The following is a 23,746-nucleotide window of genomic DNA, read 5'->3' on the forward strand; positions in this document are numbered from 1 at the left end:
TTTCCGAAGAAGATGAAAAACTTCAATCAATTCATACTGACGCTCCTCGCGGCGGGACTGCTCGCCTCCTGTTCGCTGACGGAGGAGCCGACCTCGTTCGTCAACCGCAAGTCGTTCTACAAGAACGAGTCGCAGTGCATTGCGGCGCTCAATTCGTGCTACATGCCCGCGAATGCGATCTATACGGCCAACTTCATGCTGGTCACCGAGGCCTGCACCGACATCTGGTACTCCTCCTCGACGACCGTCGACGCCTGCCTCGACGTGACCCCCGCCAAGCCGCAGTACGGCAAAACGGTCTGGACGCAGGGTTACAAGGGTGTCATGTACTGCAACGAGTGCGTCGAGTGCATCTCGACGGCCGACCTGGCCGACGGGGTGAAGATGCCCCTGGCGGCCGAAGCCCGCGTGATGCGCGCGCTTTACTACTATATCCTGACCTGCATGTTCGGCGACGTGCCGTTCTACACCACGATGGTCGACACCGACCAGCGGCTGGCCGAAATCCGCCGCCTGCCCCGCACCCCGGCCCACGAAATCCGCCAGGAGCTGTACGACGACCTGGAGCAGAACGCCCTGCCGTGGTTCACCGTCGAGAACGGCCGCAAGTGCCGTGCCTCGGAGGCCGTCGACAACCGTTCGGGCTATGCGCTGGCGCTGATGCTGATGGCCAAGTTCGCCCTGTGGAACGAGGACTGGAACGGGGCGCTGATCCCCCTGCAGGCCCTTGAGGAGCTGTACGGCGACTTCAACGAAGGCAACTACCCGCTGGCCGAGACCCAGTGGCGCTACAAAAACCCCGCGGAGACCATTTTCGAGATCCAGCACGCCTGGTCGCTCACCGGCACGCAGTACAACGGCAACGTGGCGGCGATCATGATGCCCACGCACAACGGCGACGGGGTCTTCGACGGCGTACCTCTGAAGGGTTACGGCACGTCGATGCCCGGCTGGTCGTCGCTGCGGGCCAACAACCGCTATGCGATCTTCCGCCCCGCGACGGGCAACACGCAGACCGAGCATACGGCCTACATTGACGCGCTGTTCAACCCCCTGCCCCTGACCTACGACACCTACGACGCGACGCTGAACCGCTATACAGTGAAGATCGACCGCGAGGCGCTGGCCGCCGGGGAGATCCGCGGGCAGAAGATCGACCGCCGCGTGCAGTACTTCCTCGGCCTGGGCGACCTGGAGGCGGGCGAGACCTTCAAGATCACGCGCAACTACGGTGTGCCCTGGCCCGGTCCGAAATTCTGGTGTCCGGACATCGAGCAGAACTACGACTCGAACAACTACCGCATTTTCCGCTATGCCGACGCCATTCTGATGATGGCCGAATGTTACTGCAACCTGGAGAACGCCGAGGAGACGATGCGTTACCTGAACCTGGTCCGCGAACGTGCGGGCGTCGATCCCGTCACCAATTTCACGGGCTTCGAAGACCTCACGCTGGCCATCCGCTGCGAGCGCGCCCGGGAGTTGGGCGGCGAGTTCCAGCGCAAGTTCGACCTCGTGCGCTGGGGCATCTGGTACGATCAGACCTACGCCTACACCAACAACGCGACGCTCAAGGGCAAGATGCGTCCCTGCCACCGCTATTATCCCATTCCCGACGCGCAGTGCGCCCTCTCGGGCTATGTGCTGACCAACGACGAGTACCTTGCCGACGGATTATAAAAACCAGAACCGATGAAACGAATCAACAACCTGATACTGGCGCTGGCGGGACTCTTCGCGGCCGCGTGCGCCGACACCTTCGAGGAACGTTACGACCTGGCTGTCAACACGGACCGCTATTCGGTCACGGCCGAGGCCGGCAAACTTCCCGTCACGGTCTACTGCTCGGGAGCGTGGACCGCGCAGCTCACCGCCGAATCGGCGTGGGCGACGCTCGACCGCACGGCCGGCAGCGGCATCACGACCATCCGCCTCAATTATGCCGATAACCCCGGACTGGCCCGCTCGGTCGGGGTCGTGCTGCGCGGCTCGGGACTTGAAAAGACCGTCACCGTGGTCCAGAAGGCGGGAATCACCGCCCCCGAACTGATCTTCCTCTCGAAGGACCTCGCCTTCGCCAACGGCGCCTACAAGGGTACGGCGGCCTTCGAAACCAACCTGCCCGACGAGCTTCTCCGCGATGTCGTGCCGGCGGTGACCTACGCCGCGGAGGGCGACGCGTGGATTTCCGACGTCGCCTACCACGCCGACGACACGGAGGCGGGCGAGACCGAAATCCCGCTGGCCCGCCGGGGGCTGATCACCTTCTCCACGGCCGCCAACGCCACGGGAGAACCCCGCACGGCAACGGTCGGATTCTCGGTCGAGGATGCCGACGGCAATGTCTTCGGCGACTCGTTCACCGTGACGCAGAGCGCCGACGAGGGCCGCATCACGCTCGCCGACGACGTGGTCCCCATCGAGGGCGGCCGACGCGCCGTGGCCTTCTCGACCAACCTCGGGGCGCTGCTTGCGGAGATGAAGGTCGAAGTCACCTATGCCGATCCGGCCGTCGCGGGCTTTATCTCCGATGTCGAACTCGGCGCCGGGGAGCTGACCTATGCGATTGCGGCGAACGAGGGCGTGGAGAAACGTTATGCAACGATCACGGTCTCCTGCACCGACCTTGCGGGCGGTGTGGTTTCGGCCTCTTCGAACATCACCCAGCGGGTGACAGCCCAGCCGCGCGAACTTCCGTTCGCCGACCTGCGGGCGCTCTTCACGGCCGAGGACAAACCCTACGCCAGCGACGAAGACCATATCGATTACCTGCTGTGCCGTGTCATCGGCGATGCAGGAAACCCGAACATGGATCAGAACCTCAATACGGGTCCCAACAGCATCACCACCGACGAAAACGACCGCACGAACTACGTGCAGAGCATGGACGGCCGCTACGGCTTCCGCCTGAAGTTCGCCACGGCCGCCGACAACGTCTGCCTGCGCGGCGAACAGGTGAAAATCCTGCTCGACGGCGTGACCCTCTCGCGCGAAAGCGATCCGATGCGCTACACGCTGCGCGGCGTGAAGGCCGAAAACATCGGGAAGGTGGCCGAAGCCTCCGCCCTGGAACCCAAGGCGCGGACCATCGCGACGCTCACCGACGACGACATCTACACCTATTGCGCGCTTTCGGGACTGGAATTCTCCGTCAAGGAGGGTGCCTACACCAATGTCCGCGAGTACGACGCCATCGGCAATCCCTGCAACGAAGGCATCGCCTTCCCCGGCAGCGCACAGGCCCAGAAGGCCAAGGACGGCGCGGCCAACCTGCTCTACGACGGGGACAACGACGCGATCTACATGCTCGTGAACATGAACTGCGGCTGGCGCCGCACCGGGCAGAGCGTGCCGCAGGGCGTCGGCACGGTCGGCGGCATCGTGGTCCACACGCCGATGGAGCGCTGGGGCGGCAACGTGGGACGTTATTCGATCCGGCCTTTCGACGAAGGGGACATCGCCATCCCGCGCGCCGCGGCGTCGGCCTATGCGACGCTCGTCGAATGGCGGCTGGACAAGGCCGTGATTTCGGTCGGGGCCTACAAGTGGAACGACAACGGGACCTACACGGTCGGCTCGGCGGCCAATTCGGCCACGCAGCTCGTCCAAAACCGGATGCACGCCACGACCGACAACACAGGCGGCGGAGCGCGGCTTTACAGCGAGAACCGCATGCTCAACCAGACGGTTACCGCCGACCGTTCGTACCCCATCGCCATCGTCCACGGCTACCGCGGGCTGAATGTCTCGAACTATGTCTCGGGCGACGGCACGACGATGGGCATGTCGAAATACACGATGCTGGGCTTCCTCGGCAACGTCGCCGGCTGGTACGAGTGGAACGGCGATACGTGGACGGGCCGGACCAACGGCATCGTGATGGAGTTCTCGACGGCGGGCGTCGGCGGCTCGGCCGCTGCGGTCAGCTTCTCGACCGCCGCGGGCAAGCACAGCACCAACGAGGCCGCCTGCTCGTGGACCAACGCCAGCTCGTATCCCGTCTACTGGAAGGTGGAGTACGCCACCTCGGCCGACGGGGTGACGTGGAGCGACTACACCGAAGCCGTCAACGCCGCCACCGGGAAGCGCGGTTTCGAAATGCGCTCGCTGCCGTGGTGCATCAACAACGGCGCCTCGCGCACGTCGATCTACGATACGGCCAACCAGACGGGCCTTTACACCCAGTCCGACTTCGGATTCGGCCTCGTGCCCTACCGCTTCGTGCTGCCCGCCGAGGTGCTCGGCAAAGCGAAGGTGCGGGTGCGCATCAGCCCGTCGTCCGACGTCATCGCGACATGGAACACCGGTATCGGCAGCTACGCCCTGGGCCAGACGCACCGTAACCTGCGCATAGCGCGGACCTATCCGTTCGACATCGCCAACGGCGTCTATGTCGAAGACCTTTCGATCCAATACAAATAGTCCCGAACCATGAAACACCTGCTGAAATACCTGCTCGCCGCCGCGGTCCTTCCCCTTTGGGGGCAGGCTGCGGCCGACGGGCCGTTCGGACAGCTCCGCGGGCTGTGCGAACCCGGGAAGTCGGTCTTGCTGACCGCTCCGACGGTGGTCGAAGGCATCGTCGTCAGCGACTACCGCAGCCCCAACACGGAGCTGAATCCCAACCTGAACTACTTTTCCGTCGATCTCGAAGAGAACGACCGCACGGCCTACGTCGAGGCCGCCGACGGCAGCTGCGGCATCCGTCTGCGCTTCGACGAGGCGAGTGAAAACCGGCTCGCCCGCTACGACCGCGTGCGTCTCGATCTTGACGGCTGCCGCCTTACGCGCACGGCTTCGCCCGACTGCATGACGCTGACGGGCGTGCAGGCGCTCAACGTACTCTCGGTCGCGCCCGGCACGGCCGCGGACCTTCCCCTAAAGGAGCGGACCGTCGCGACGCTCACCGACGACGACCTCTATACCTTCGTGACGCTGCGCGATGCGGAGTTTGTCTTCAAGGAGGGTTCCTACACCAACATCTGGGAGCCTTACGCCCAGTCCTGCGGTGAACTCCACCACTACAAATACGACATCAACAACCGCATGGACGGCTGGGCGTCGCTGGTCCGCGACGCCGAAGGCGGCACGATCTACATGCTGGTCAACACCCTCTGCGCGTGGCGCCGTGCCGGCAAACCCCTGCCGCAGGGCATGGGTCCGCTCTCGGGCGTGGTGGTCCACACGCCGATGCGCCGTTACGGCGGCGACATGGGCCGCTATTCGATCCGCCCGCTCGACGAGGGCGACATCGCCGTCAGCCGCAAGCGCAACTCCCCGTGGAAACGCCTCACGGGGTGGCTGCTCGACGGTTCGGCGGGCGCGTCGCTCGAATTCGAACTGCTCGGCTACCAGAACCTCGGAACCGAGGGCCGGAAGGGCGACCGGGTGCTCAGCGACGCCGGAAGTTCGCGCGGTTATCTTTGGACCGACTGCGGCGCTTTCGTACACGTCGACGGCGACTACAACGCCCTCGGGACGCAGAACAAGGGATGGGTCGGCAACGGCGCGGTGGTCTTCAAGGCCCCGACGCCCGACTGGTACAAGTGGGACAACATGGGGCGCATGGTCGGCTCAAACGCCTTCTACATCGCTTTTCCGACCAAAAAAGCCCGCGGCACGGCCCTGCAACTCGCCTTCGAGTGGGGCGCAGGCAACCAGGACGGCAATTTCTCGTGGAACTTCCCGCTGGAGTGGAAGGCCGAATATGCGGTCGACGGCGGCGAGTTCCAGCCTCTCCGGGACGCCGCCACGGGACGCGGGACCTTCGTGCTGCGCTCGCTGCCCTGGTGGGACAAGGTGATCGACGGCTCGGGCCATACCGACCGTCTGCGCACGCCCTACGACTGCGGCATGGGCCTTCAGCAGCGCGTTTTCCGCCTGCCCGCCGAGGCCCTCGGCCGCGACGAGGTCGTCGTGCGCCTCTCGCCCGCCTCGGGTCTGTTGTCGCAGATCCGCGGCAACCCCTCCGCCGACGTGATGATCCCGACTTCGGTGGTCCGTAAAAACTGCAAACAAACCACCGTCATCCGCTTCGGCACGATCACGGTCGATTACAAATAACCCCAAAACAGAATCTGAACATGAAATCCTGCAAGATATTACGCTACGGCGCGGTGTGCGGCCTGGCGGCCCTCGCGGCCGTCGGCTGCTCGGTCGACGATGCCGAGACCATCCGCGTGCGCGAACTCACGGCCGCCGAGCACGAACTTTTCGTCCCGGCGTCGGGCGGAACCGCCGAAATACAGCTTTATTCCAACGGACGGGTCCGGGTCGAGGCGCTCAACGACATCGGCGGCTGGGCCTCGGTCGACCGGACGGAGTTCGACGGCGACCGGATGGTTTCGGTCACCTTTACGGAGAACGGTTCGTTCCGCCGCATGGCCAAACTGCGCTTCGTGCTCGACGGCGGCACACGGGCCGACACGGTCTGCATCAAGCAGTACGGCGTGGTTCCGTCGCTCGAATGCCCGGCTCCCTACAAGTCGATCCGCGGCAGCGTCGAGACCTTCACCCAGTTCGAAATCGACACCAACGTTCCGCTCGGGGACTTCGCCGTCACGACTACCTACGTCGGCGCGACCGGAGACTGGATACGCAGCGTGCAGCCCGAGCAGGGCATGCTGGTCGTCGACACGAAACCCAATCCGGGCGACGACGTCTGCAAGGCGGTCGTCAACCTGAGCTACGTCGACGGCTGGGAGGAGACTTTCTCGGTCAACCTCTACATCACGCAGGCCGACAAGGACGACGAATTCGGCCGCGAGGTGTCGTTCGCCGACGTGCGGGCGCTGGCGACGGCCGAAGGCACGGCCGTCGACGAGGACATCCTGATCGAAGGCATCGTCGTCAGCGACTTCCACAGCAAGAACATGGAGGCCAACCCCAGCGTTTCGTACGACAAGGTCGACGTGACGGTCAACGACTGCACGGCCTACCTCGAAAGCCCCGACGGCCGCTACGGCTTCCGCCTGCGCTTCGACACGCCCGGGGACAACGTGCTGGCGCGCGGTACGCGCTTGTCGCTCTCGCTCAACGGCACGGTCCTCACGCGCGAGGAGAATCCCGAACGCTACACGATCAGCAGCCTGGTCGGCGAAAACATGGTCGAAAGCGCTGCCGGAGAGGTGATTCCCGCCAAGCAGCGCCGGATTTCGGAGCTGACCGACGACGACGTATACACCTTCGTCTCGCTCGAAAACACCGAATTCCTGTTCAAGGAGGGCAGCTATGCCAACGTCTACGAAAATTACAGTCTTTCGTCCGAGGTCAACGCCTCGCAGACGGGCAACAACAACCGCATGGACGGCTGGGCATCGCTGCTGATGGACGACGCGGGGAACTCGATCTACGCCCCGGTCAACATGCTCTGCCTCTGGCGCCGCTCGGGCCAGGGCGTCCCGCAGGGGACGGGTATGACCCACGGCATCGTGGTGCACAACGAATTGCCGCGCTACGGCAACGTGGGGCGCTACCAGATCCGCGTGCTCGACGAGTCGGGCTTCGGCATGGAGTGGGCCGGGGAATCGGCCTATACGGAGTTTGCCGAATGGGACGGCAACCCTCACAAATACTCGTTCGGGACCTATGCCAAGCTCAACAGCCGGTATGCCTATAACCGGCTGGAATCGATCACGCCGTCGGACGACATTTCGTCGGACAAGACCGTGCCGAACGCCGAGCTGTTCTGCGAAAACCACGTCGAAACCACGACGACAGAGGCCTGGCCCATTGCGGGAACAGGCAATTACAACAATCCGGAGGTCGGCTCGCTCGGAACGTCGCTCACCTGCAAAGCCTATTTCGTCAAGGCCGGCGTGAAGGGCTGGTATCGCTGGGAAGGGAACGAAGTGGCAGGCTACAACGGCCTGCGTCTGGAGTTCTCGACCGCCTCGATCAGCGGCTCGCACATGCTTCTCGGCTTCTCGTTCGCCGCGGGGACCATTTCGGCCAACACCTCGAAGACCTATCCGGCGCACTGGTGCGTGGAGTATTCCGTCGACGGGGGACAAAGCTATACGCTCTGCCCGAGCGCCGCCACGGGCGCCGACTACGTGCACATGCGTTCGCTGCCGTGGTGGGACGCTTCGCTGGCCGGAAACCGCTACAACACCTGCTCTTCGGCGGGTATCGGGCTGACCGACCACCTCTTCCGCCTCCCTGCGGAGGTTTTCGGCAGGGAGCGGGTGGCGGTCCGCATCCGCCCCTACGACAAGGTGATGACCGTGCTGCCGCTCGTCTGGAACGGCGATACGGAGACCGCCGAGATCAGCGCCGCCACGACCTACGACAACCAATTGCGGTGGGGTATCATCACCCTGCGTTACCGGTAGCGCCATGTCTGCGATCCGTCATACGGTATGGGGCCTGCTCGTCCTGCCGCTGCTCTTCGGGGGCTGCGGCGGGGACGGTGCGGACGACGGGGACAAACCCCGTCCGCCCGCGGGCGGCGGGGTGACCCTGCGGCTGAAGGTGGCTGCCGGGGAGTCCGGCCTGCGTTGGGACTGGTCCGGGGAGCCGCGCGCACTGGTCAACGGCGTGGTCCGCACGGTGGGCATCGACGCCAACGGCGTGCCGGTCGTGGACGCCGATGTCTCTGCGGACGGTCTCTATACGGTTCATTTCCCGGCCGACGCTTACAGCCGCGCGAAGCAGGCCTTCGTGCTGCCGCCCGCGCAGTTCCCGGCTTCGTGCGGCAGCCTGCAGGCCGCCGCATGCCCGATGTACGGCACGGTCCGGACCACGGACGATGCGGCCGAGGTGACGCTCTCGCCGCTGTGCGGCGTCGTGCGGATTCCGTTAGCGGGCGATGCGCACATCGCTTCGGTCCGCGTCGGGGATCGCTCGGGCGGGGCTGTCTCGGGCCTGTTTCCGTTCGACCCGGCGACGCCGGGGATTGTCCGGAACGGCGGTTCCGGGAACCTGTCGTGGGTGGTGCTCGACTGTGCCGGGACGGGCGGCGGGGTTCAGCCCGCGGCTTCCGGAACGGAGTTCTGCGTGGCGGTTCCCGCAGGCGATTACGCCTCGGGCCTCTCCGTCCGCGTCACCGACTGCGCCCACCGTTCGGCGACCTGGGACATTCCCGGTCCGTGTGCCGTCGCGGCGGGCGGGGTGACGGCCCTTGCACCGCTGAATTACGCTCCCGACCAAGGCCTGCTCTTCGCCGAGCATTTCGACAACTGCGTCTGGGGGTGCGATTACGCCGCGGAAACGGGCGGTTACGGCGTCGGGGCAGGCAGTTCCGTGCCGTCGCCCGCCACATCGGCGGGGACCGAGGCGGCCTATGTCGCCAAGGGGGCCGGGACGCCCGGCAGCGCGCTTTTCGAGACCTCGGACTACAACTCCGCGCCTGCCGCGAGCGCGACGCTCGCCGTGCGCCGCGACTACCTGCGCAACCGCGGGCTCTACGACTGGCAGCGGCTCTTCTACGCCGCGGAATACCGCGGCTGTCTGTGCGGCGGCGACATCGGCGGCTACGACAACCGGGGCATCCTCGTGACTCCCCGCATGGCCAACGCCGGCGAACCGTGCTATGCCGAGCTGTCGTTCCGCATCTGCACCGAACGCGGCATGGCGAGCGACGTGGCCTGCATGGCCGAGTCGGGCGTGCTGCTGGGGTGCGAGGTCGACGGCGTGCCGGTCGATGTCGATGTCGCGACGGGGGCCGACATTTCGCAGTCGGTGCAGGGTGTCACCCGTACGGCCGTCCTGCTGCGTGCCGCGAAGCTGACGCCCGGCATGTGGCACCAGGTGCGGATGTCGTTCGGGGCCGTGGCCGCCGGAAGCGCATTCCGCTTCATGCCCACGGTGATCCGCAACGCCAAAAACTGCTTTTGGATCGACGACGTCGAGGTACGCCGCACGGACCGCTACGCCCATGCGGGCGATTGCGTCACGGTCGAACCCACGACCGAGCGCGCCGCCGCGGGCGGGGATGTCTTGCGCCTGCGCCTGCGTCCGAGCGCCGTGCTGTCGATGGCCAACGAGACGACCTACACCGTCACGCCGGGTTACGGCATGACGTGGATCTGTCCCAGCCTCTCGTCCGACGAGTCGGTCTGGACGCAGGACGTCGCCTTCGCCGAAAAGCAGCTCGCCGCCAACGGCTGCAAGGTGTGGTGCATCCACCTGCCCTACGGCTCGACGACTGCCGTGCGCAACCGCGACCTCTGCGCCGCGGGCGCCGACCGTACCGCCTCGGTGGCCTTCTTCACCCGGGCGATCCGCGCCGTCGCGCCCCTGAAGCCGAAAAACGTGCTGGTCCACTGCAACCAGACCCTCGCCTTCGACGACGGCAGCTCGGCCGCGAGCCTCGCGCTGTCGCTGCACGAGTTGCAGACGGTCGCCGATGCGATTGGGGCGCATGTCTGCGTCGAGAACATGTCCTACGGCGTGGGCGCCGATGCCGCGGTGCTTGCCGCGGCTGTCGACGAGGCCAATGCGATGGGCAGCCACCGCCACGAGGTCCGCATCGCCTTCGACACGGGCCACGCCAACCTCTACCTTACGCGCGAACAGCCCGGGAAGACCGTCCTCGACTGGCTCCGCACCGCCGGTGCACGCATCGGACAGCTGCACATTCACGGCAACCGCGGCTGGGACGGGCGGATCAACGACGACCACCTGATGCCGGGCTACGCCGGGCGGCTGGGCTATGCCGACGCTATCGGCCGGGCGGGGCTGTGGGGCGAGTTCTACCATGCGCTGCTTGCCGAATGCCGCTACCGGGGTCCCTTCACCTACGAAATCGCGAGCCGCACGTTCGGCACGGTCGCGGGGGAGGAGCGCAGCGACAACGTTTCGGCCCCGTGGACCGTTGTGCATAACTACGACACTTACCTGTATCCCGCCTTCCGGGAGTACGCCAACCGAAAATGAACGCCATGAAAAAACTGATTTGTCTGCTGCTGATGCTCTGTGCGGGCACGGCGGCCTTCGCGTGGGGCGGGCGTGAACACCGCCTGATCGCTTACATCGCCGAGGCGCACCTCACGCCCCGCACCCGGCAGGTGCTCGACCGTTACCTCGACCAGTCGATCGTCGAGTATTCGACCTGGATGGACCGCTACCGCACGGCCCCCGGTTACGAGATAACGACCTATTGGCACATGGTCACCATCGACGAGGACGGCAACGTGCCGCCCGAACCCCTGCGTTCCAACGGTGACGGCGACGCCGTGCGCCAGCTCACGCGCGCCATCGAACGGCTGCGCAACTACCGCGAACTTTCCGATTCGACGGTCAATGTCAACCTCAAATACGTCATCCACCTCGTCGGTGAGATGCACTGCCCGGGGCACATCTATTTCGCCGACCTGCCGGGCGGCATGGACGCCCCGCGGCACTACGACTTCTTCCACCTGAAATACAAGGGTAAGGAGGTGACCTACCACTGGGTCTGGGACGGCTCGGTTTCGCGCCAGTATTCCGACTGGACCGAGGAGGATTTCCGCCGCGAACTGGACAGGTGGCCTGCCGAAAAACAGCGTGCCGTTAGCGAGGGCACGCCGACGGACTGGGCGCTGGAGTGTGCCCGCAGCTGCCGCGTGATTTACGACTGGGCCAAACCCGGCGACGACATCGACGAGGGGTTTCTGCGGGAACACGGCGCCCTGCCCGTCGACCAGGCCCTGCGCGGGGCCTACCGGCTGGCGCGCGTACTCAACGATTTGTTCGACAACTAAAACCTACCGACCATGAAACATACGATCCGAACGGCAATGGCCGCTCTGCTCTGCCTTGCCGCCGTCGCGGGCGTGCGGGCCGGCGATTTCGGGGCGCTGCGTGCCCAGGCCGCGGGCCGCACCGTGCGGCTGGCTCCCGGCACGCAGCTCGAAGCCCTCGTCGTCAGCGACTACCGCTCGCAGAACATGGAACTCAATCCCAACAGCTCTTACGAGAAAGTGGACCTGGGTGAAAACCTCCGCACGGCCTATGTCGAAAGTCCGGACGGCCGTTACGGCTTCCGGCTGCGTTTCGCCGGCATCTACGAAAACCGCCTCGAACGGGGCGACCGCGTGCGGCTCGACCTGGGCGGCTGTTCGCTGACCGGGGAGGCGGATCCCGAACGCTACACGGTCGACGGCCTGCGCGCCGCGAATGTCGAGGTGCTCGAGCGCGGCGTCGCACTGCCCGGGAAGGAGCGGCGTATCGCCGACCTGAAGGACGAGGACCTCTATACTTATGTGACGCTTACCGGGACGGAGTTTTTGAGCAAGCAGGGATGCTATGCGAACGTATTCGAATCGTGCGTCCAGCGGTCGCGGCTCAACGCCTTCGACCAGCCGTCGCGCCGCACCGACGGGTGGGCGTCGCTGCTCAAGGATGCCGACAACGGTTCGATTTACATGCTCGTCAATACCAAATGCGCGTGGCGGCGCGACGGCCGCGGCGTTCCCCACGGCGTCGGAGCCGTCTCGGGCATCGTGGTCCATACCCCGATGCGCCGTTACGGCGGCGACATGGGACGCTATGCGATTCGTCCGCTCGACGAGCGCGACATCGCCATCCCCCGCGACACGGCCTCCTCCTATGCCGTCGTCGCCGAGTGGAACTGGGACCGCAATTACGACGCCGCCATCCGCTTCGAGAAGCAGGGCTACACGCCCCGCGTCCCGAAGTCGGGCGTCGCGGGCGACCGTGTCCTTCCCGACGCGGGCGAGGGATTTCTCTCGACGACCTCCGGAGCCAGGATGCGGCTCGACACGGAGTACGACACGCGCTATGCGCAGGACGGCGACGGCAAGGCCATGCGCGTCAACGCCGCCCTGCGGCTCGATTCCGACACCCACGACTGGTTCCGGTTCGACAGCCGCGGCCGCATGAGCGGTGCGGAAGCCGTCGTCGTCGAGACTTCGACCGAAGGGATCGAAGGGCGGAGGTTGTCGTTCGACTTTTCGTTTCTCGCGGGCAACCACGACATCAACCGTTCGTGGGGCTATCCCGTGGAGTGGAAGGTCGAATATTCGGCCGACGGACTGCCGTTCATCGACGCGGGGCGCATTTTCGTACTGCGTCCGGTCGTTTACAACGACGCCGTGATCAAAGACCTCGGCCTGCGCAGGCTTTCGTACGACGCAGCGCCGGGATTTACCGAATACAGCGTGCCGCTCCCGGCTTCGCTGCTCGGGCACAAGCGGCTCACCGTGCGGTTGACGCCCGCTTCGGCCGTCATGGCCACGATCCCCGAGAATCCGGCCGACGACTCGGCCGGCAGTGTCGTCACGGCCGATTTCCGCCAGCCCTTCGTGCTGCGGCTGGGGCGGGTGGCCGTCCGGGTGCTCCGATGACGAAGAAGCCCGCTGCGGGAGCAGCGGGCTTCTTTTATGCACGGGGCGTTTACAGCGCTTCGGCGACGACGTAGGTGCTGCCGCCGATAAAGATCATGTCCTCGGGGGCCGCCAGTTCTTTGGCCCGGGCCACGGCGGCCGTCACCTCCTCCACCGCCTCGCCGCGGAGCCCGTAGATCGCGGCTTTCGCGGTCAGCTCGGCGGCCGGGAGGGCGCGTTCGGAGCGGGCCTGCGTGAAGATGTAGTGGGCGTCGTGCGGCAGCAGGGGCAGGATGTGCGCCAGGTCCTTGTCGCGCACGAAGCCGATCACGCAGTAGAGTTCCCGGTGGGGTGTGGCTTTCAGCTGGTCGGCGACGTAGGCGATGCCGTGGGCGTTGTGGCCCGTGTCGCAGATCGTGAGCGGCGATTCCGCCAGCGTCTGCCAGCGTCCCAGCAGGGCCGTGTTGGCCGCGGCGCAGCGCATGCCTTCGAGGTAGGCGCGGCGTGAAATGGTGAGCGGCGTCTCCTCGTGCAGGAAGTCGACCGCCGCCGAGGCGGTCACGATGTTGCGGCTCTGGTAGCCGCCCTGCAGGTCGAGCGACACGTCGAACGTCCTCCCGTCGCGCGAGCGGTGGAGGCGGAAACTCTGGCCCGTGCCCTCCATGTGGTGTTCTTCGCACGAGAATTCCTGCTCGGCGTAGATCACCCGCGACTTGTTGGCCGCGGCGACCTGTTCGAAAACCCCGTTGTAACGGACGTCGGCCTCGCCGATGATCACCGGGATGCTTTTTTTGATGATCCCGGCCTTTTCCGTCGCGATCTTCGGCAGCGTGTCGCCCAGCAGGGAGGTGTGCTCCAGCCCGATGTTGGTGATGACGCTCAATATCGGTACGATGATGTTCGTGGCGTCGAGCCGTCCCCCGAGCCCCGTTTCGATCACCGCCACCTCGACGTCGCTCTGGGCGAAGTAGTCGAAGGCCATTGCGGCGGTCATCTCGAAGAACGACAGTTCCAGTTCGACCATCTTGTCGTGGTGCTTGTCCACGAAGTTCACCACCTTCTGCTTGGGGATCATCTCGCCGTCGACGCGGATGCGTTCACGGAAGTCCTGCAGGTGGGGCGAGGTGAACAGTCCCGTGCGGTATCCGGCCTGCTGGAGCACCGAGGCGATGATGTGCGCCACGGAGCCTTTGCCGTTGGTTCCGGCGACGTGGATCGTGAAGAAGTTGCGCTGGGGGTTTCCGATGTGGCGGCAGAATGCGGTGATGCGCTCCAATCCCGGTTTGTAGGCCGTCGCGCCCTGGGTTTCGAAGACGGGAAGCGACTGAAAGAGGAATTCGAGTGTCTGGGTGTAATTCATATCAGCAAGGGGTTTATTTGACGAGGTGGTTCCTGCGTTTGTAGCGGTAGGCCACGTAGTAGAGCACCGACAGCAGCAGGACATATTCGGAGATGCGGGCCAGGTAGTCGCCGTAGCGGGTGTAGAAGGTGAGTTCCGAGTTGAGCGGGACTTTGGCGGTGATCACGCCGCGCTGTTCCCAGCCGAGCGTCTCGCCCACGTCGCCGCGGGCCGAGATGAAGCCCGATTTCCCGGTGTTGGCCGAGCGGGCGATGGCGCGGCGGTGCTCGACGGCCCGCAGGCGCGAGATCGAGAACAGGTGCTTGTAACCGGGCGTGTCGCCCCACCAGCCGTCGTTCGAAATGATGGCCATGAACTGCGCGCCGCGGCGTACGAATCCGCCGTAGAAGTCGCCGTAAAGCCCTTCGTAGCAGATCGCCGGGCCGGCTTTGACACCGTTGTGCTCGAAGGCCGTGCCGTGCAGGCCCTTGCCGATCTGTCCGACCGTGCCGCCCAGGTCGATGACGAGGAATTTCAACACGTCGAAGACCCATGTCGGGGTGTTTTCGACGCCGATCACCAGCCGGCCTTTGTGGTGCAGCTGCGTGCGGCCCGCGGAGTCGAGTCCCACGGCCGTGTTGAAGCGGTCGAAATAGCCGTTGCCGAAACGCTCCGGGCGGGCCGTCTCGGTCTGCGCCCCGGCCGGGTAGCGGCGGATGGTGCCGGCTCCGGTGATGAGCAGGGCTTCGGGATGCCGGCTGCGGAGCGAGTCGGTCAGCTCCTGCCAGAATGCGCCCGGTTCGCCCGCCGAATAGAAGTCGCTCAATCCGGGTTCCAGGTAGTCGCCCGGCACGGCGGTCTCGGGCAGCAGGATGAACTGCGCGCCGGCGGGAACCTCCGCCAGGAGGTCCGCGATGTTGCGCTCCTGCCGCTGGACGTCGCCGTGGAATTTGTCGTAACAGTCCACGTTGGGCTGGATGACGCTCACTGCGACGCTCCCTTCGCCGGGTTGTTTCCAGTTTCCCCGGATGGCCAGCGAGACGGCCATCGGCACGATGACGATGCAGGCTGCTGCGATCCACCGCCGTGCGGAGCGCGTCCGGAGGGCTTCGAAGATCAGGATGTTGGAGAGCAGCACCCACAGCGTGCCGCCGAAGACGCCCGTGTATTCGTACCACTGCACGGCCCAGACCTCGTGCGAAAAGCCGTTGCCCAGGATGAGCCACGGCCACGAGAAGTCGCCCACGGTGTACCAGTATTCCGTCGTGATCCACGCCGTGACGAGCGTGACGTAGGCCAGCGCCTTGGGGGCTTTTTTCGAAACGGTGTGGAAGAGCATGAAGGCGATCATGTTCATCGTCGTCGAGGCGAGCGTGGCGGCCGGGGGACCTACGGGCGTGGCGTACCAGATCCACCAGATCGTCATCGCGTTCCACAGCACGAACGCGAGTGCCGCCCAGCCGAACATGCCCCACCACGAGCGGCGCGTGTCGTCGTACGACGCGCTGATCCACAGCAGCGGAACGAATCCGACAAGGAGCGTCATGCCCGTCGCTCCGAGCCATCCCGGCGAGAGCAGGATGGCCGATAGGATTACCGCCGCGAATCTACGAAACATGAAATGAGATTTTTACGACGGCAAAAGTAGTCAAATGAGTGCAGATTTCAAAATATTTCATACTTTTGTAACGAAACCAACCAATCTGCTATACTAATGAAGAAATTGTTCGTTTTATTGTCTTTTTGCGCTCTTGCGGGAATCTTATGTTCGGCTTTTCGCGATTCGAAAGGCTGGAAGACGGTCGACGGCGTGATCGTCTTCGATACGCCCGCGCGCGAACCGGGCCAGAAATCGGTACTGGGGCTCAAAACCGCGCCGATGGAGACGGTTCGTGTGGGCTTCATCGGGCTGGGCATGCGCGGCCCCGGGGCCGTGGAACGCTTCACGCACCTCGACGGCGTCGAGATCAAAGCCCTCTGCGACCTTTATCCCGAGCGCGTGGACAGCGCGCAGGCGATCCTCGTGCGCCGCGGGCTTCCCCGGGCGGCGTTCTATTGCGGCGAGGAGGGCTGGAAACAGCTTTGCGAGCGCGATGACATCGACCTGGTGTACATCGTGACCCCGTGGCAGCAGCACGTCCCGATGGCCGTTTACGCCATGGAACACGGCAAACACGTCGCTGTCGAAGTTCCCGCCGCCACGTCGCTCGAAGAGTGCTGGCAGCTGGTGAACACCGCCGAGAAGACGCAGCGGCACTGCATGATGCTCGAAAACTGCGTTTACGACTTCTTCGAACTGACGACGCTCAACATGGCCCGGCAGGGGCTGTTCGGGGACATCCTCCATGTCGAGGGTTCGTACATCCACGACCTCGATGCCTTCTGGGACTACTATCAGGACAGCTGGCGTCTGAAGTTCAACCAGAAACACCGTGGTGACGTCTACGCCACGCACGGCCTCGGCCCCGCCTGTCAACTGCTCGACATCCACCGCGGCGACAAGATGAACTACCTGGTGTCGATGGATACCAAATCGGTCAACGGCCTGAAGCTCGCCGAAGAGAAGCTGGGCGCCACGGAGTTCGCCAATGCCGACCATACGACGACGCTGATCAAGACCGAGAAGGGCCGCACGATCCTGCTCGAACACAATGTCTACACGCCCCGTCCTTACAGCCGCATGTACCAGCTGACCGGCACGAAGGGCTTCGCCAACAAATACCCCATCCAGGGCTATGCTTTCAACCCCGACCAGCTTGCGGATTCGGGCGTGCCCGACCACGAGAACCTGAACGCCCACCGCTTCGTGTCGAAGGAGGTGCGCGAGGCGCTGATGGCGCGGTACAAGGATCCGATCGTCCTCGACATCGAGGCCAAGGCCCGCGAGGTCGGCGGCCACGGCGGCATGGACTTCATCATGGACTACCGGCTGATCTACTGCCTGCAGCACGGTCTGCCGCTGGATCAGGACGTCTACGACGCGGCCGAGTGGTCGTGCATCGGCGCCCTTACGGCGATGTCGCTCGAACACAACAGCGCCCCGGTGGCCGTTCCCGACTTCACGCGCGGCGACTGGAACAAGACCGACGGTTACCGGCATGCGATGCTGGTGCAGTGATCCGGAGACCGTATGAACGAAAATGAGCGCAGCCCGCGGGCTGCGCTCATTTTTTTGTTCCGGGGCGTCGTTCAGATGCTCCCGAACAGTTTGCTGCGCGCGATCAGACTGGCGCCGATGACACCTGCGTCGGTTCCCAGCGCGGAGGTGACGACCGGGACGTTCTGGCTCATCAGCTTGAGCGAGTATTTGCGTATGGCCAGTTCGACGGGCTGGAGGAAATGGTAAGGCTCGGCCTGCGCCAGGTTGCCGCCGATGATGATGATTTCGGGGTTGAACAGGTTGATCAGCCCTGCCAGCTGATGGCCCAGTTCCGTGCCGGTCTGGCTGATCAGTTCGATGCAGAGCGGATCTTCGCGTTCGGCCGCTTCGATGATGTCGTTCGTCGTGATGACGGCCCCCTTCCTTACCTTGCGCGAGAGGACCGACGATTCGCCGTTGTTGATACGTTCGATCAGTTTGCGGTGGATGGCGCGGCCCGAAACCTCGGTTTCGATGCAACCCTTTTTGCCGCAGTGGCACAGGATGTTGTTGTTGTACATGTGGACGTGGCCGAACTCGCCCGAATAGCCGTCCTTGCCGTAGTAGACCTTGCCGTCGATGACGATGCCCAGCCCGAGACCCCAGCCGATGTTGACATAGAGCAGGTTTTCATACCGTTTGTTCTCCCCGGACATGTATTCGCCGTAGGCCATCGCCTTGGTGTCGTTTTCGATGAAGATTTTCAGCCCCAGCTTTTCTTTCAGAATGTCCGCGAGCGGCGTGTCGTGGGTCTCCTCGAAGTTGAAGACGCTGGCGCTCGTGCCGGTGCGGCTGTCCACGCGGCCCGAGAGGTTGAGGTTTGCGCCTGCGATCTTTTCCGGGTCGATGCCCTCCAGCGTGTCGATGAACCGCTGCACGCGGTTGCAGAGTTCGTCCAGCGCGTCGTGCGTGTTTTCGAACCGGAAATCGGTGTGCCGCTCGATGCGCACGACCTCGCCGATGAAGTTGATCAGCGCGATGTTCAGTTCGAAGGTTTTCATGTCGATACCCAGGAAGTAGTAGGAGTCGGGGTTGACGCCGTAGCGGATCGCTTTGCGGCCTTTCGTGTGCAGGTTCACCCGCTCCAGTTCGGCGATCATGCCGTCCGATTGGAGTTCGGCGACGTATTTGGCAATGGTCGTGAGGCTGTAGCCCGTCGCTTCGGCGATCTCGGTCACCATGAAATTTCCGTTGCGCATCACATGGCGCAGGATGCTGCTGCGAATGGTTCCTCCGACGCTGCGGCCGGCGGTCTCCGTTCTGAATTTCTCCAACATAATAGGGTCTGTTTGCAAGAGCAAATATAAGACAAAAACCCATATAAACAAATGAAAATGTTTTTATGTGCCGACTTTTATGCAAGAAGTTTTGTTTTTAGGCTCGATTTCGGGTTTATATATCAAAAATATGGAATAATTAAATGTTGGTTTCCCGGGGCTGAAAAATCGAAAATATTGCATTGTAAATCAATTATATAATTGCATATACAGGACGTGCTTTTCTGTGTGAATTTAAAAATTTAGTTTTTTAATTTTATTTGATTAAAAAATATTTTGTGTTAATAAAAACATTCCATAGATTGTGATGAAACGGGTCTGAAATACCTATAAAATATACATAAAACTACTATGGAAAAGATCAAAGGACTTATCGACGCTCCCTTTACCCCGATGCTGGCCAACGGGGACATCAATCTGGAACCCATTCCGGCCTATGCCGCCATGCTGGCCGAAAACGGATTGAAGGGCGTGTTCATCAACGGTTCGTCGGGCGAGGGTTACATGCTCACTGCCGAGGAGCGGATGGCGTTGGCCGAGAAGTGGATCGCCGCGGCGCCCGCCGGGTTCAAGGTGATCGTGCACGTGGGCAGCTGCTGCCTGCGGGAGAGCGCGAAACTCGCCGCCCATGCCGCCGGAATCGGGGCCTGGGGCATCGGCGCCATGGCGCCCCCGTTCCCGAAGATCGGCCGTATCGAGGAGCTGGTCAAATACTGCGAGGCCATCGCTTCGGCCGCACCCGGACTGCCGTTCTATTATTACCACATCCCCGCCTTCAACGGCGCGTTCCTGCCGATGCTCGACCTGCTCAAGGCCGTCGACGGGCGTATTTCGAACTTCGCGGGCATCAAATACACCTTCGAAAGCCTCTATGAGTACAACCAGTGCCGCCTCTACGGGAACGGCCGGTTCGACATGCTGCACGGGCAGGACGAAACGATCCTTCCGAGCCTGGCGCAGGGCGGTGCGCAGGGCGGTATCGGCGGCACGACGAACTACAACGGCCGCGAGCTGGTCGGCATCATCGAAGCCTGGAAGCGGGGCGATCTGGAGACCGCCCGTGAAAAGCAGAACTTCTCGCAGGCGGTGATCAACGTCATCTGCAACTACCGCGGCAACATCGTCGGCGGCAAGCGCATCATGAAACTCATCGGGCTGGACCTCGGACCCAACCGTGTCCCGTTCCGCAACATGACCGACGACGAGGAGCGGTCGATGAAGGCCGAACTGGAGGCCATCGGCTTCTTCGCGCGCTGCAACCGGTTCTGACCGCGGCGCGCTTCCCGAACCCGAATAACCTAAAAACTGACGATATGAAAAAAATCTCCCTCTTTGCGACGGGATTGCTGTGTGCGATGGCCGGGGGCACGTCCTGCAGCGACGACTACGCGGTGCCCGACTATTCGCGTCCCGCATCGAATACCATCGCTTTCAGCTGCCAGTCGGCCTGGGGCGAAGACAACCGGACGCTTTGGACGGAAGAGAGCCGCATCGGTTTCTTCTGCGGACAGACCAATTCGTCCAATGTGGCGCTGGGTGCCGCCGCCATCTCGGTCGGCGAACCCCTGGGGCTGTTCTACACCAAGCTGCCCTGGGCCGCGGGCGAGCACACCTTTTATCTTTATATGCCTTATGACGAAGCCAACGCTTCGACCCGGCTCACGGGTTCGCTCGGCGCGACGCAGTTTCAGAACGGCGTTTCAGCGGCACATATCGCGCAGAGCAGCCTCGCCTATGCGGCGGTGACCTCCGTTGAGACGGAAAACCCCGTCGCCGTGACGCTCCGTCATGTTTTCGGCTACCTCGACCTGGCGGTGACGACTGCGAAATGGCAGGGCTGGTCCGTGGAGTCCGTCGTCGTGACGAGCAAGTCCGGAACGACCCTGGCGGGCGACTATACGTTCGATATGCCCACTGCGAAACTCGCCTTCACGGGCAATGAATCCCCGTCCGTGACGCTGAAAGTCAGCGGTGCGACGCTCGGCGAGGGGACGTTCCACGGCTATGCCGCCGTGGCCGCTCCCGTCGGCGCCGGGACCTACGAAGTCGCCGTGCAGGTGGCGAAGGACGGCGAACAGAGCATCGTTCTCAAGGGTGAAGCCTCGCTCGCCGAAGGCATTGCGCCCGAAGCGGTCACCACGATGGCGCTTGCCGTCGACTCGTTCGACGAAGAGATCGCCGAGGACGATTCGATCGATTTGAGCGATCCCGACGGCGACGGCGTGAAGGAGACGGCCAACTGCTATGTGGCCGGAGCTGCGGGCCGGACCTACCGCTTCCCCGCAACGGTGATGGGCAATGGCTACACGACCCCTGCGACTGCCGATTATGCCGGTGCGGGCACTGCTCCGGGAATCACTCCGGAGGCCCTCGCTCCCAAGTCGGCGCAGCTGCTCTGGCAGACCGAGCCGAACCTGATCGCCGACGTCAAACTGCGCAGCAACCAGGTCTACTTCACGCTCAACGGCGAGGCCGGCGGTGCGCTGAAGGAGGGCAATGCCGTGATTGCGGTCTTCAGCGAGGCCGACGGCGGCGGCGACATCCTCTGGAGCTGGCATATCTGGGTGACGGCGGCCGATCTCGACGCTGCGGTGCAGACCTATACGCTCTACGACAACTTCGCGGCCGCAGGTCCTACCGTCCTGATGGATCGCAATCTGGGCGCGCTCAAAGCGGGCATGTGGGGTACGAACGGCGACAACCTCGCCCTGGGGCTGCTCTACCAGTGGGGCCGCAAGGACCCGTTCCAGAATATCGACGACACCGACATCGGCGGCACGGGAGCCTTGGCCATCGGTCGTCTGCGCAAGACCTACGATGCCGCAGGCAACGCCCTTTCGGTCGACAATGCGGCTGCCGAATACGATGCGACGAACTGGCGTTACTTCACCGCCAAGACGATTCCCGCCGACCGCATCGCCCGCTATCCGATGAATTTCGGCTACCTCAGCACCAGCAACAACTGGCTCGACGAGGCCCGTGACGACCTCTGGGGCAATCCGTTCAGCGGCGAGGTCGGCGAGACCGGCCACAAGTCGGTTTACGACCCGTGTCCTCCCGGATACCGCGTGCCGCACCGTTACATCGGCACGATGTTCACGACCGACGGAAAGAACGCGTCGAACAAGAACGCCGCCGACCTGGCCCGCTGGAAGGGACAGTACACGACGCAGGCCGAGATTCAGGGTGCAGGCGGCAACATCTACCCCTATGGCGGCGGAAGCGCCTCCTATCCCCTCGGCGGCATGCTCTTCGTCAGCGGCGGCAAGATCGTGCCCTTCCGTACGGGCAAATATGTGGGCGCCTACCACGTGAGCATGCCCGCCAACAACGTCAAAACCTCCTACCGGTTCTATTTCGACTACGGAAATATCAAACCCGAGGACAGCAATGCCCGCTACGTCGGCGCCAGCATCCGCTGCATGAAAGAGCAATAGATACATAGATACCTTCCGTCCGCTTCCGCGGCGCATCCCGCACGGGGTGCGCCGGGAGGCAGGACCCCAAACCCGAATTCATACCATGACAACCGAACAACAAAAATACCTGGATGACTGCCGGAAACGCTATGCGGCCGATCTGACGGACGACATCCTGCCGTTCTGGATGAAGCACGGCCTCGACCGCGAACACGGCGGGATCTACACCTGCGTCGACCGCGACGGAGCGCGGATGGACACCACCAAATCGGTCTGGTTCCAGGGCCGTTTCGGATACGTCTGCGCGGCGGCCTACCGCCATGCCGGGCGGAATCCCGAGTGGCTCGCGGCGTCGAAGAGCGCGCTGGACTTCCTCGAACGCCACTGCATCGACACCGACGGACACCTGTTTTTCACGGTGACCGCCGAGGGCGCACCCGTCCAGAAGCGGCGCTACGTCTTCTCGGAGTGTTTCGCCGCAATCGCCATGGCCGAATACGCCGCGGCTTCGGGCGATTGCTCCTATGCCGCAAAGGCCCTCGACATGTTCCGCAATACGCTGCGGATGCTCTCCACGCCGGGTTTTCTGGAGCCCAAAACGCTGGTCCCTTCGCGCGGGCACTCGATCACGATGATGCTGATCAACGTGGCGCAGGTGGTCAGGCAGGTGGCCCCCGATCCGGTGCTCGACGCACAGATCGACAGGTCGGTCGACGAGCTGCGGCGTTATTTCATGCACCCCGAGTTCGGGTCCATCCTCGAGACGGTGGGTCCGGACGGGGAGTTCATCGACACCTGCGCCGGCCGCACGATCAATCCCGGGCATTGCATGGAGACCGCGTGGTTCCTGCTCGACGTGGCCCGCACGCGCGGCTGGGACGCACAGCTGGTCGAAATGGCCGTCACGATCATCGACTGGGCCTGGAAATGGGGCTGGGACGAGCCTTACGGCGGTATGATCAACTTCCGCGACTGCCGCAACTTCCCGCCGCAGGACTATTCGCAGGACATGAAATTCTGGTGGCCCCAGTGCGAAACGATCCTCGCGGCGCTCTATGCCTATGTGGCTACGGGCGACGGAAAATACCTCGAAATGCACCGCAGGGTCAACGACTACGCCTACCGGGTCTTCCCCGACGCCGAATACGGCGAATGGTACGGCTACCTGCACCGGGACGGTACGGTGGCGCAGCCGGCCAAGGGCAACCTGTTCAAGGGGCCTTTCCACATCCCGCGCATGATGCTCAAGGCGACGCAGCTGTGCGACGAAATCCTGAATGAATAACCTTAAAAACGATACCTGT

General features: G+C 63.7%; 14 protein-coding genes. 11 read left to right on the top strand and 3 right to left on the bottom strand.

Features of this window, described 5'->3' with window-relative positions:
- The first annotated feature begins 12 nt into the window (after nt 1-12).
- The 7 genes from ACGHP5_RS07835 to ACGHP5_RS07865 are packed head-to-tail and all read left to right on the top strand — an operon-like array spanning nt 13 to nt 13,289.
- Entirely contained in the window at nt 13-1,680 is a 1,668-nt protein-coding gene (locus ACGHP5_RS07835; protein ID WP_290532326.1) for a RagB/SusD family nutrient uptake outer membrane protein, read from the top strand.
- A gap of 12 nt (nt 1,681-1,692) precedes the next feature.
- Nucleotides 1,693-4,422, top strand: coding sequence for a BACON domain-containing protein (locus tag ACGHP5_RS07840; protein WP_390568335.1), 2,730 nt, complete (start codon nt 1,693-1,695; stop codon nt 4,420-4,422).
- Nucleotides 4,423-4,431: 9 nt separating this feature from the next.
- Nucleotides 4,432-6,063, top strand: a complete 1,632-nt coding sequence (locus ACGHP5_RS07845) for a hypothetical protein (RefSeq protein WP_390568337.1) — start codon at nt 4,432-4,434, stop codon at nt 6,061-6,063.
- Nucleotides 6,064-6,083: 20 nt separating this feature from the next.
- Nucleotides 6,084-8,333: a DUF5689 domain-containing protein gene (locus ACGHP5_RS07850; RefSeq protein ID WP_390568339.1), complete on the top strand. Its 2,250-nt coding sequence runs from the start codon at nt 6,084-6,086 to the stop codon at nt 8,331-8,333.
- Nucleotides 8,334-8,337: 4 nt separating this feature from the next.
- Entirely contained in the window at nt 8,338-10,878 is a 2,541-nt protein-coding gene (locus ACGHP5_RS07855; protein WP_390568341.1) for a sugar phosphate isomerase/epimerase family protein, read from the top strand.
- A gap of 5 nt (nt 10,879-10,883) precedes the next feature.
- Nucleotides 10,884-11,684: a S1/P1 nuclease gene (locus ACGHP5_RS07860; RefSeq protein ID WP_390568343.1), complete on the top strand. Its 801-nt coding sequence runs from the start codon at nt 10,884-10,886 to the stop codon at nt 11,682-11,684.
- 12 nt (nt 11,685-11,696) lie between these two features.
- Nucleotides 11,697-13,289 (top strand): hypothetical protein, encoded by a 1,593-nt coding sequence (locus ACGHP5_RS07865; protein ID WP_390568345.1) that lies wholly within the window; start codon nt 11,697-11,699, stop codon nt 13,287-13,289.
- Nucleotides 13,290-13,338: 49 nt separating this feature from the next.
- Here the strand turns inward: ACGHP5_RS07865 and ACGHP5_RS07870 are convergent, their stop codons facing one another.
- Both ACGHP5_RS07870 and lnt read right to left on the bottom strand, forming a co-directional pair.
- Nucleotides 13,339-14,628 carry a folylpolyglutamate synthase/dihydrofolate synthase family protein gene (locus tag ACGHP5_RS07870; RefSeq protein ID WP_290532333.1) on the bottom strand — a complete coding sequence of 430 codons (1,290 nt, stop codon included), beginning with the start codon at nt 14,626-14,628 and terminating at the stop codon, nt 13,339-13,341.
- 13 nt (nt 14,629-14,641) lie between these two features.
- Complete coding sequence (gene lnt, locus ACGHP5_RS07875) at nt 14,642-16,225, bottom strand: apolipoprotein N-acyltransferase (protein ID WP_337772377.1); 1,584 nt, start codon at nt 16,223-16,225, stop codon at nt 14,642-14,644.
- Nucleotides 16,226-16,321: 96 nt separating this feature from the next.
- Between lnt and ACGHP5_RS07880 the strand changes: the two genes are divergently transcribed.
- Nucleotides 16,322-17,725, top strand: a complete 1,404-nt coding sequence (locus ACGHP5_RS07880) for a Gfo/Idh/MocA family protein (RefSeq protein WP_290532335.1) — start codon at nt 16,322-16,324, stop codon at nt 17,723-17,725.
- A gap of 71 nt (nt 17,726-17,796) precedes the next feature.
- On the opposite strand, the gene ACGHP5_RS07885 is transcribed toward ACGHP5_RS07880, so the two are convergent.
- On the bottom strand, nt 17,797-19,023 hold the full coding sequence (locus ACGHP5_RS07885; protein ID WP_290532336.1) for an ROK family transcriptional regulator: 1,227 nt from the start codon (nt 19,021-19,023) through the stop codon (nt 17,797-17,799).
- Between the two features lie 351 nt (nt 19,024-19,374).
- Between ACGHP5_RS07885 and ACGHP5_RS07890 the strand changes: the two genes are divergently transcribed.
- From ACGHP5_RS07890 to ACGHP5_RS07900, 3 genes are all read left to right on the top strand, one after another.
- The gene (locus ACGHP5_RS07890; RefSeq protein ID WP_337657648.1) at nt 19,375-20,292 is read left to right on the top strand and encodes a dihydrodipicolinate synthase family protein; all 918 of its coding nucleotides are present in this window, start codon (nt 19,375-19,377) and stop codon (nt 20,290-20,292) included.
- A gap of 44 nt (nt 20,293-20,336) precedes the next feature.
- On the top strand, nt 20,337-22,460 hold the full coding sequence (locus ACGHP5_RS07895) for a fimbrillin family protein (protein WP_390568349.1): 2,124 nt from the start codon (nt 20,337-20,339) through the stop codon (nt 22,458-22,460).
- An 85-nt stretch (nt 22,461-22,545) separates the two neighbouring features.
- Nucleotides 22,546-23,727, top strand: coding sequence for an AGE family epimerase/isomerase (locus tag ACGHP5_RS07900; RefSeq protein WP_295901149.1), 1,182 nt, complete (start codon nt 22,546-22,548; stop codon nt 23,725-23,727).
- Nucleotides 23,728-23,746: the final 19 nt, after the last annotated feature.

The sequence above is a fragment of the Alistipes sp. i18-0019-D1 genome (assembly GCF_042852885.1).
Classification (GTDB): Bacteria; Bacteroidota; Bacteroidia; order Bacteroidales; family Rikenellaceae; genus Alistipes.

Excerpts from the sequence above, each read along its gene's own strand:
- ACGHP5_RS07840 (WP_390568335.1), top strand. The coding sequence starts at position 1,693 with ATGAAACGAATCAACAACCTGATACTGGCGCTGGCGGGACTCTTCGCG.
- ACGHP5_RS07885 (WP_290532336.1), bottom strand. The coding sequence starts at position 19,023 with ATGTTGGAGAAATTCAGAACGGAGACCGCCGGCCGCAGCGTCGGAGGA.
- ACGHP5_RS07845 (WP_390568337.1), top strand. The coding sequence starts at position 4,432 with ATGAAACACCTGCTGAAATACCTGCTCGCCGCCGCGGTCCTTCCCCTT.
- ACGHP5_RS07880 (WP_290532335.1), top strand. The coding sequence starts at position 16,322 with ATGAAGAAATTGTTCGTTTTATTGTCTTTTTGCGCTCTTGCGGGAATC.
- lnt (WP_337772377.1), bottom strand. The coding sequence starts at position 16,225 with ATGTTTCGTAGATTCGCGGCGGTAATCCTATCGGCCATCCTGCTCTCG.
- ACGHP5_RS07855 (WP_390568341.1), top strand. The coding sequence starts at position 8,338 with ATGTCTGCGATCCGTCATACGGTATGGGGCCTGCTCGTCCTGCCGCTG.
- ACGHP5_RS07865 (WP_390568345.1), top strand. The coding sequence starts at position 11,697 with ATGAAACATACGATCCGAACGGCAATGGCCGCTCTGCTCTGCCTTGCC.
- ACGHP5_RS07900 (WP_295901149.1), top strand. The coding sequence starts at position 22,546 with ATGACAACCGAACAACAAAAATACCTGGATGACTGCCGGAAACGCTAT.
- ACGHP5_RS07895 (WP_390568349.1), top strand. The coding sequence starts at position 20,337 with ATGAAAAAAATCTCCCTCTTTGCGACGGGATTGCTGTGTGCGATGGCC.
- ACGHP5_RS07860 (WP_390568343.1), top strand. The coding sequence starts at position 10,884 with ATGAAAAAACTGATTTGTCTGCTGCTGATGCTCTGTGCGGGCACGGCG.
- ACGHP5_RS07850 (WP_390568339.1), top strand. The coding sequence starts at position 6,084 with ATGAAATCCTGCAAGATATTACGCTACGGCGCGGTGTGCGGCCTGGCG.
- ACGHP5_RS07835 (WP_290532326.1), top strand. The coding sequence starts at position 13 with ATGAAAAACTTCAATCAATTCATACTGACGCTCCTCGCGGCGGGACTG.
- ACGHP5_RS07890 (WP_337657648.1), top strand. The coding sequence starts at position 19,375 with ATGGAAAAGATCAAAGGACTTATCGACGCTCCCTTTACCCCGATGCTG.
- ACGHP5_RS07870 (WP_290532333.1), bottom strand. The coding sequence starts at position 14,628 with ATGAATTACACCCAGACACTCGAATTCCTCTTTCAGTCGCTTCCCGTC.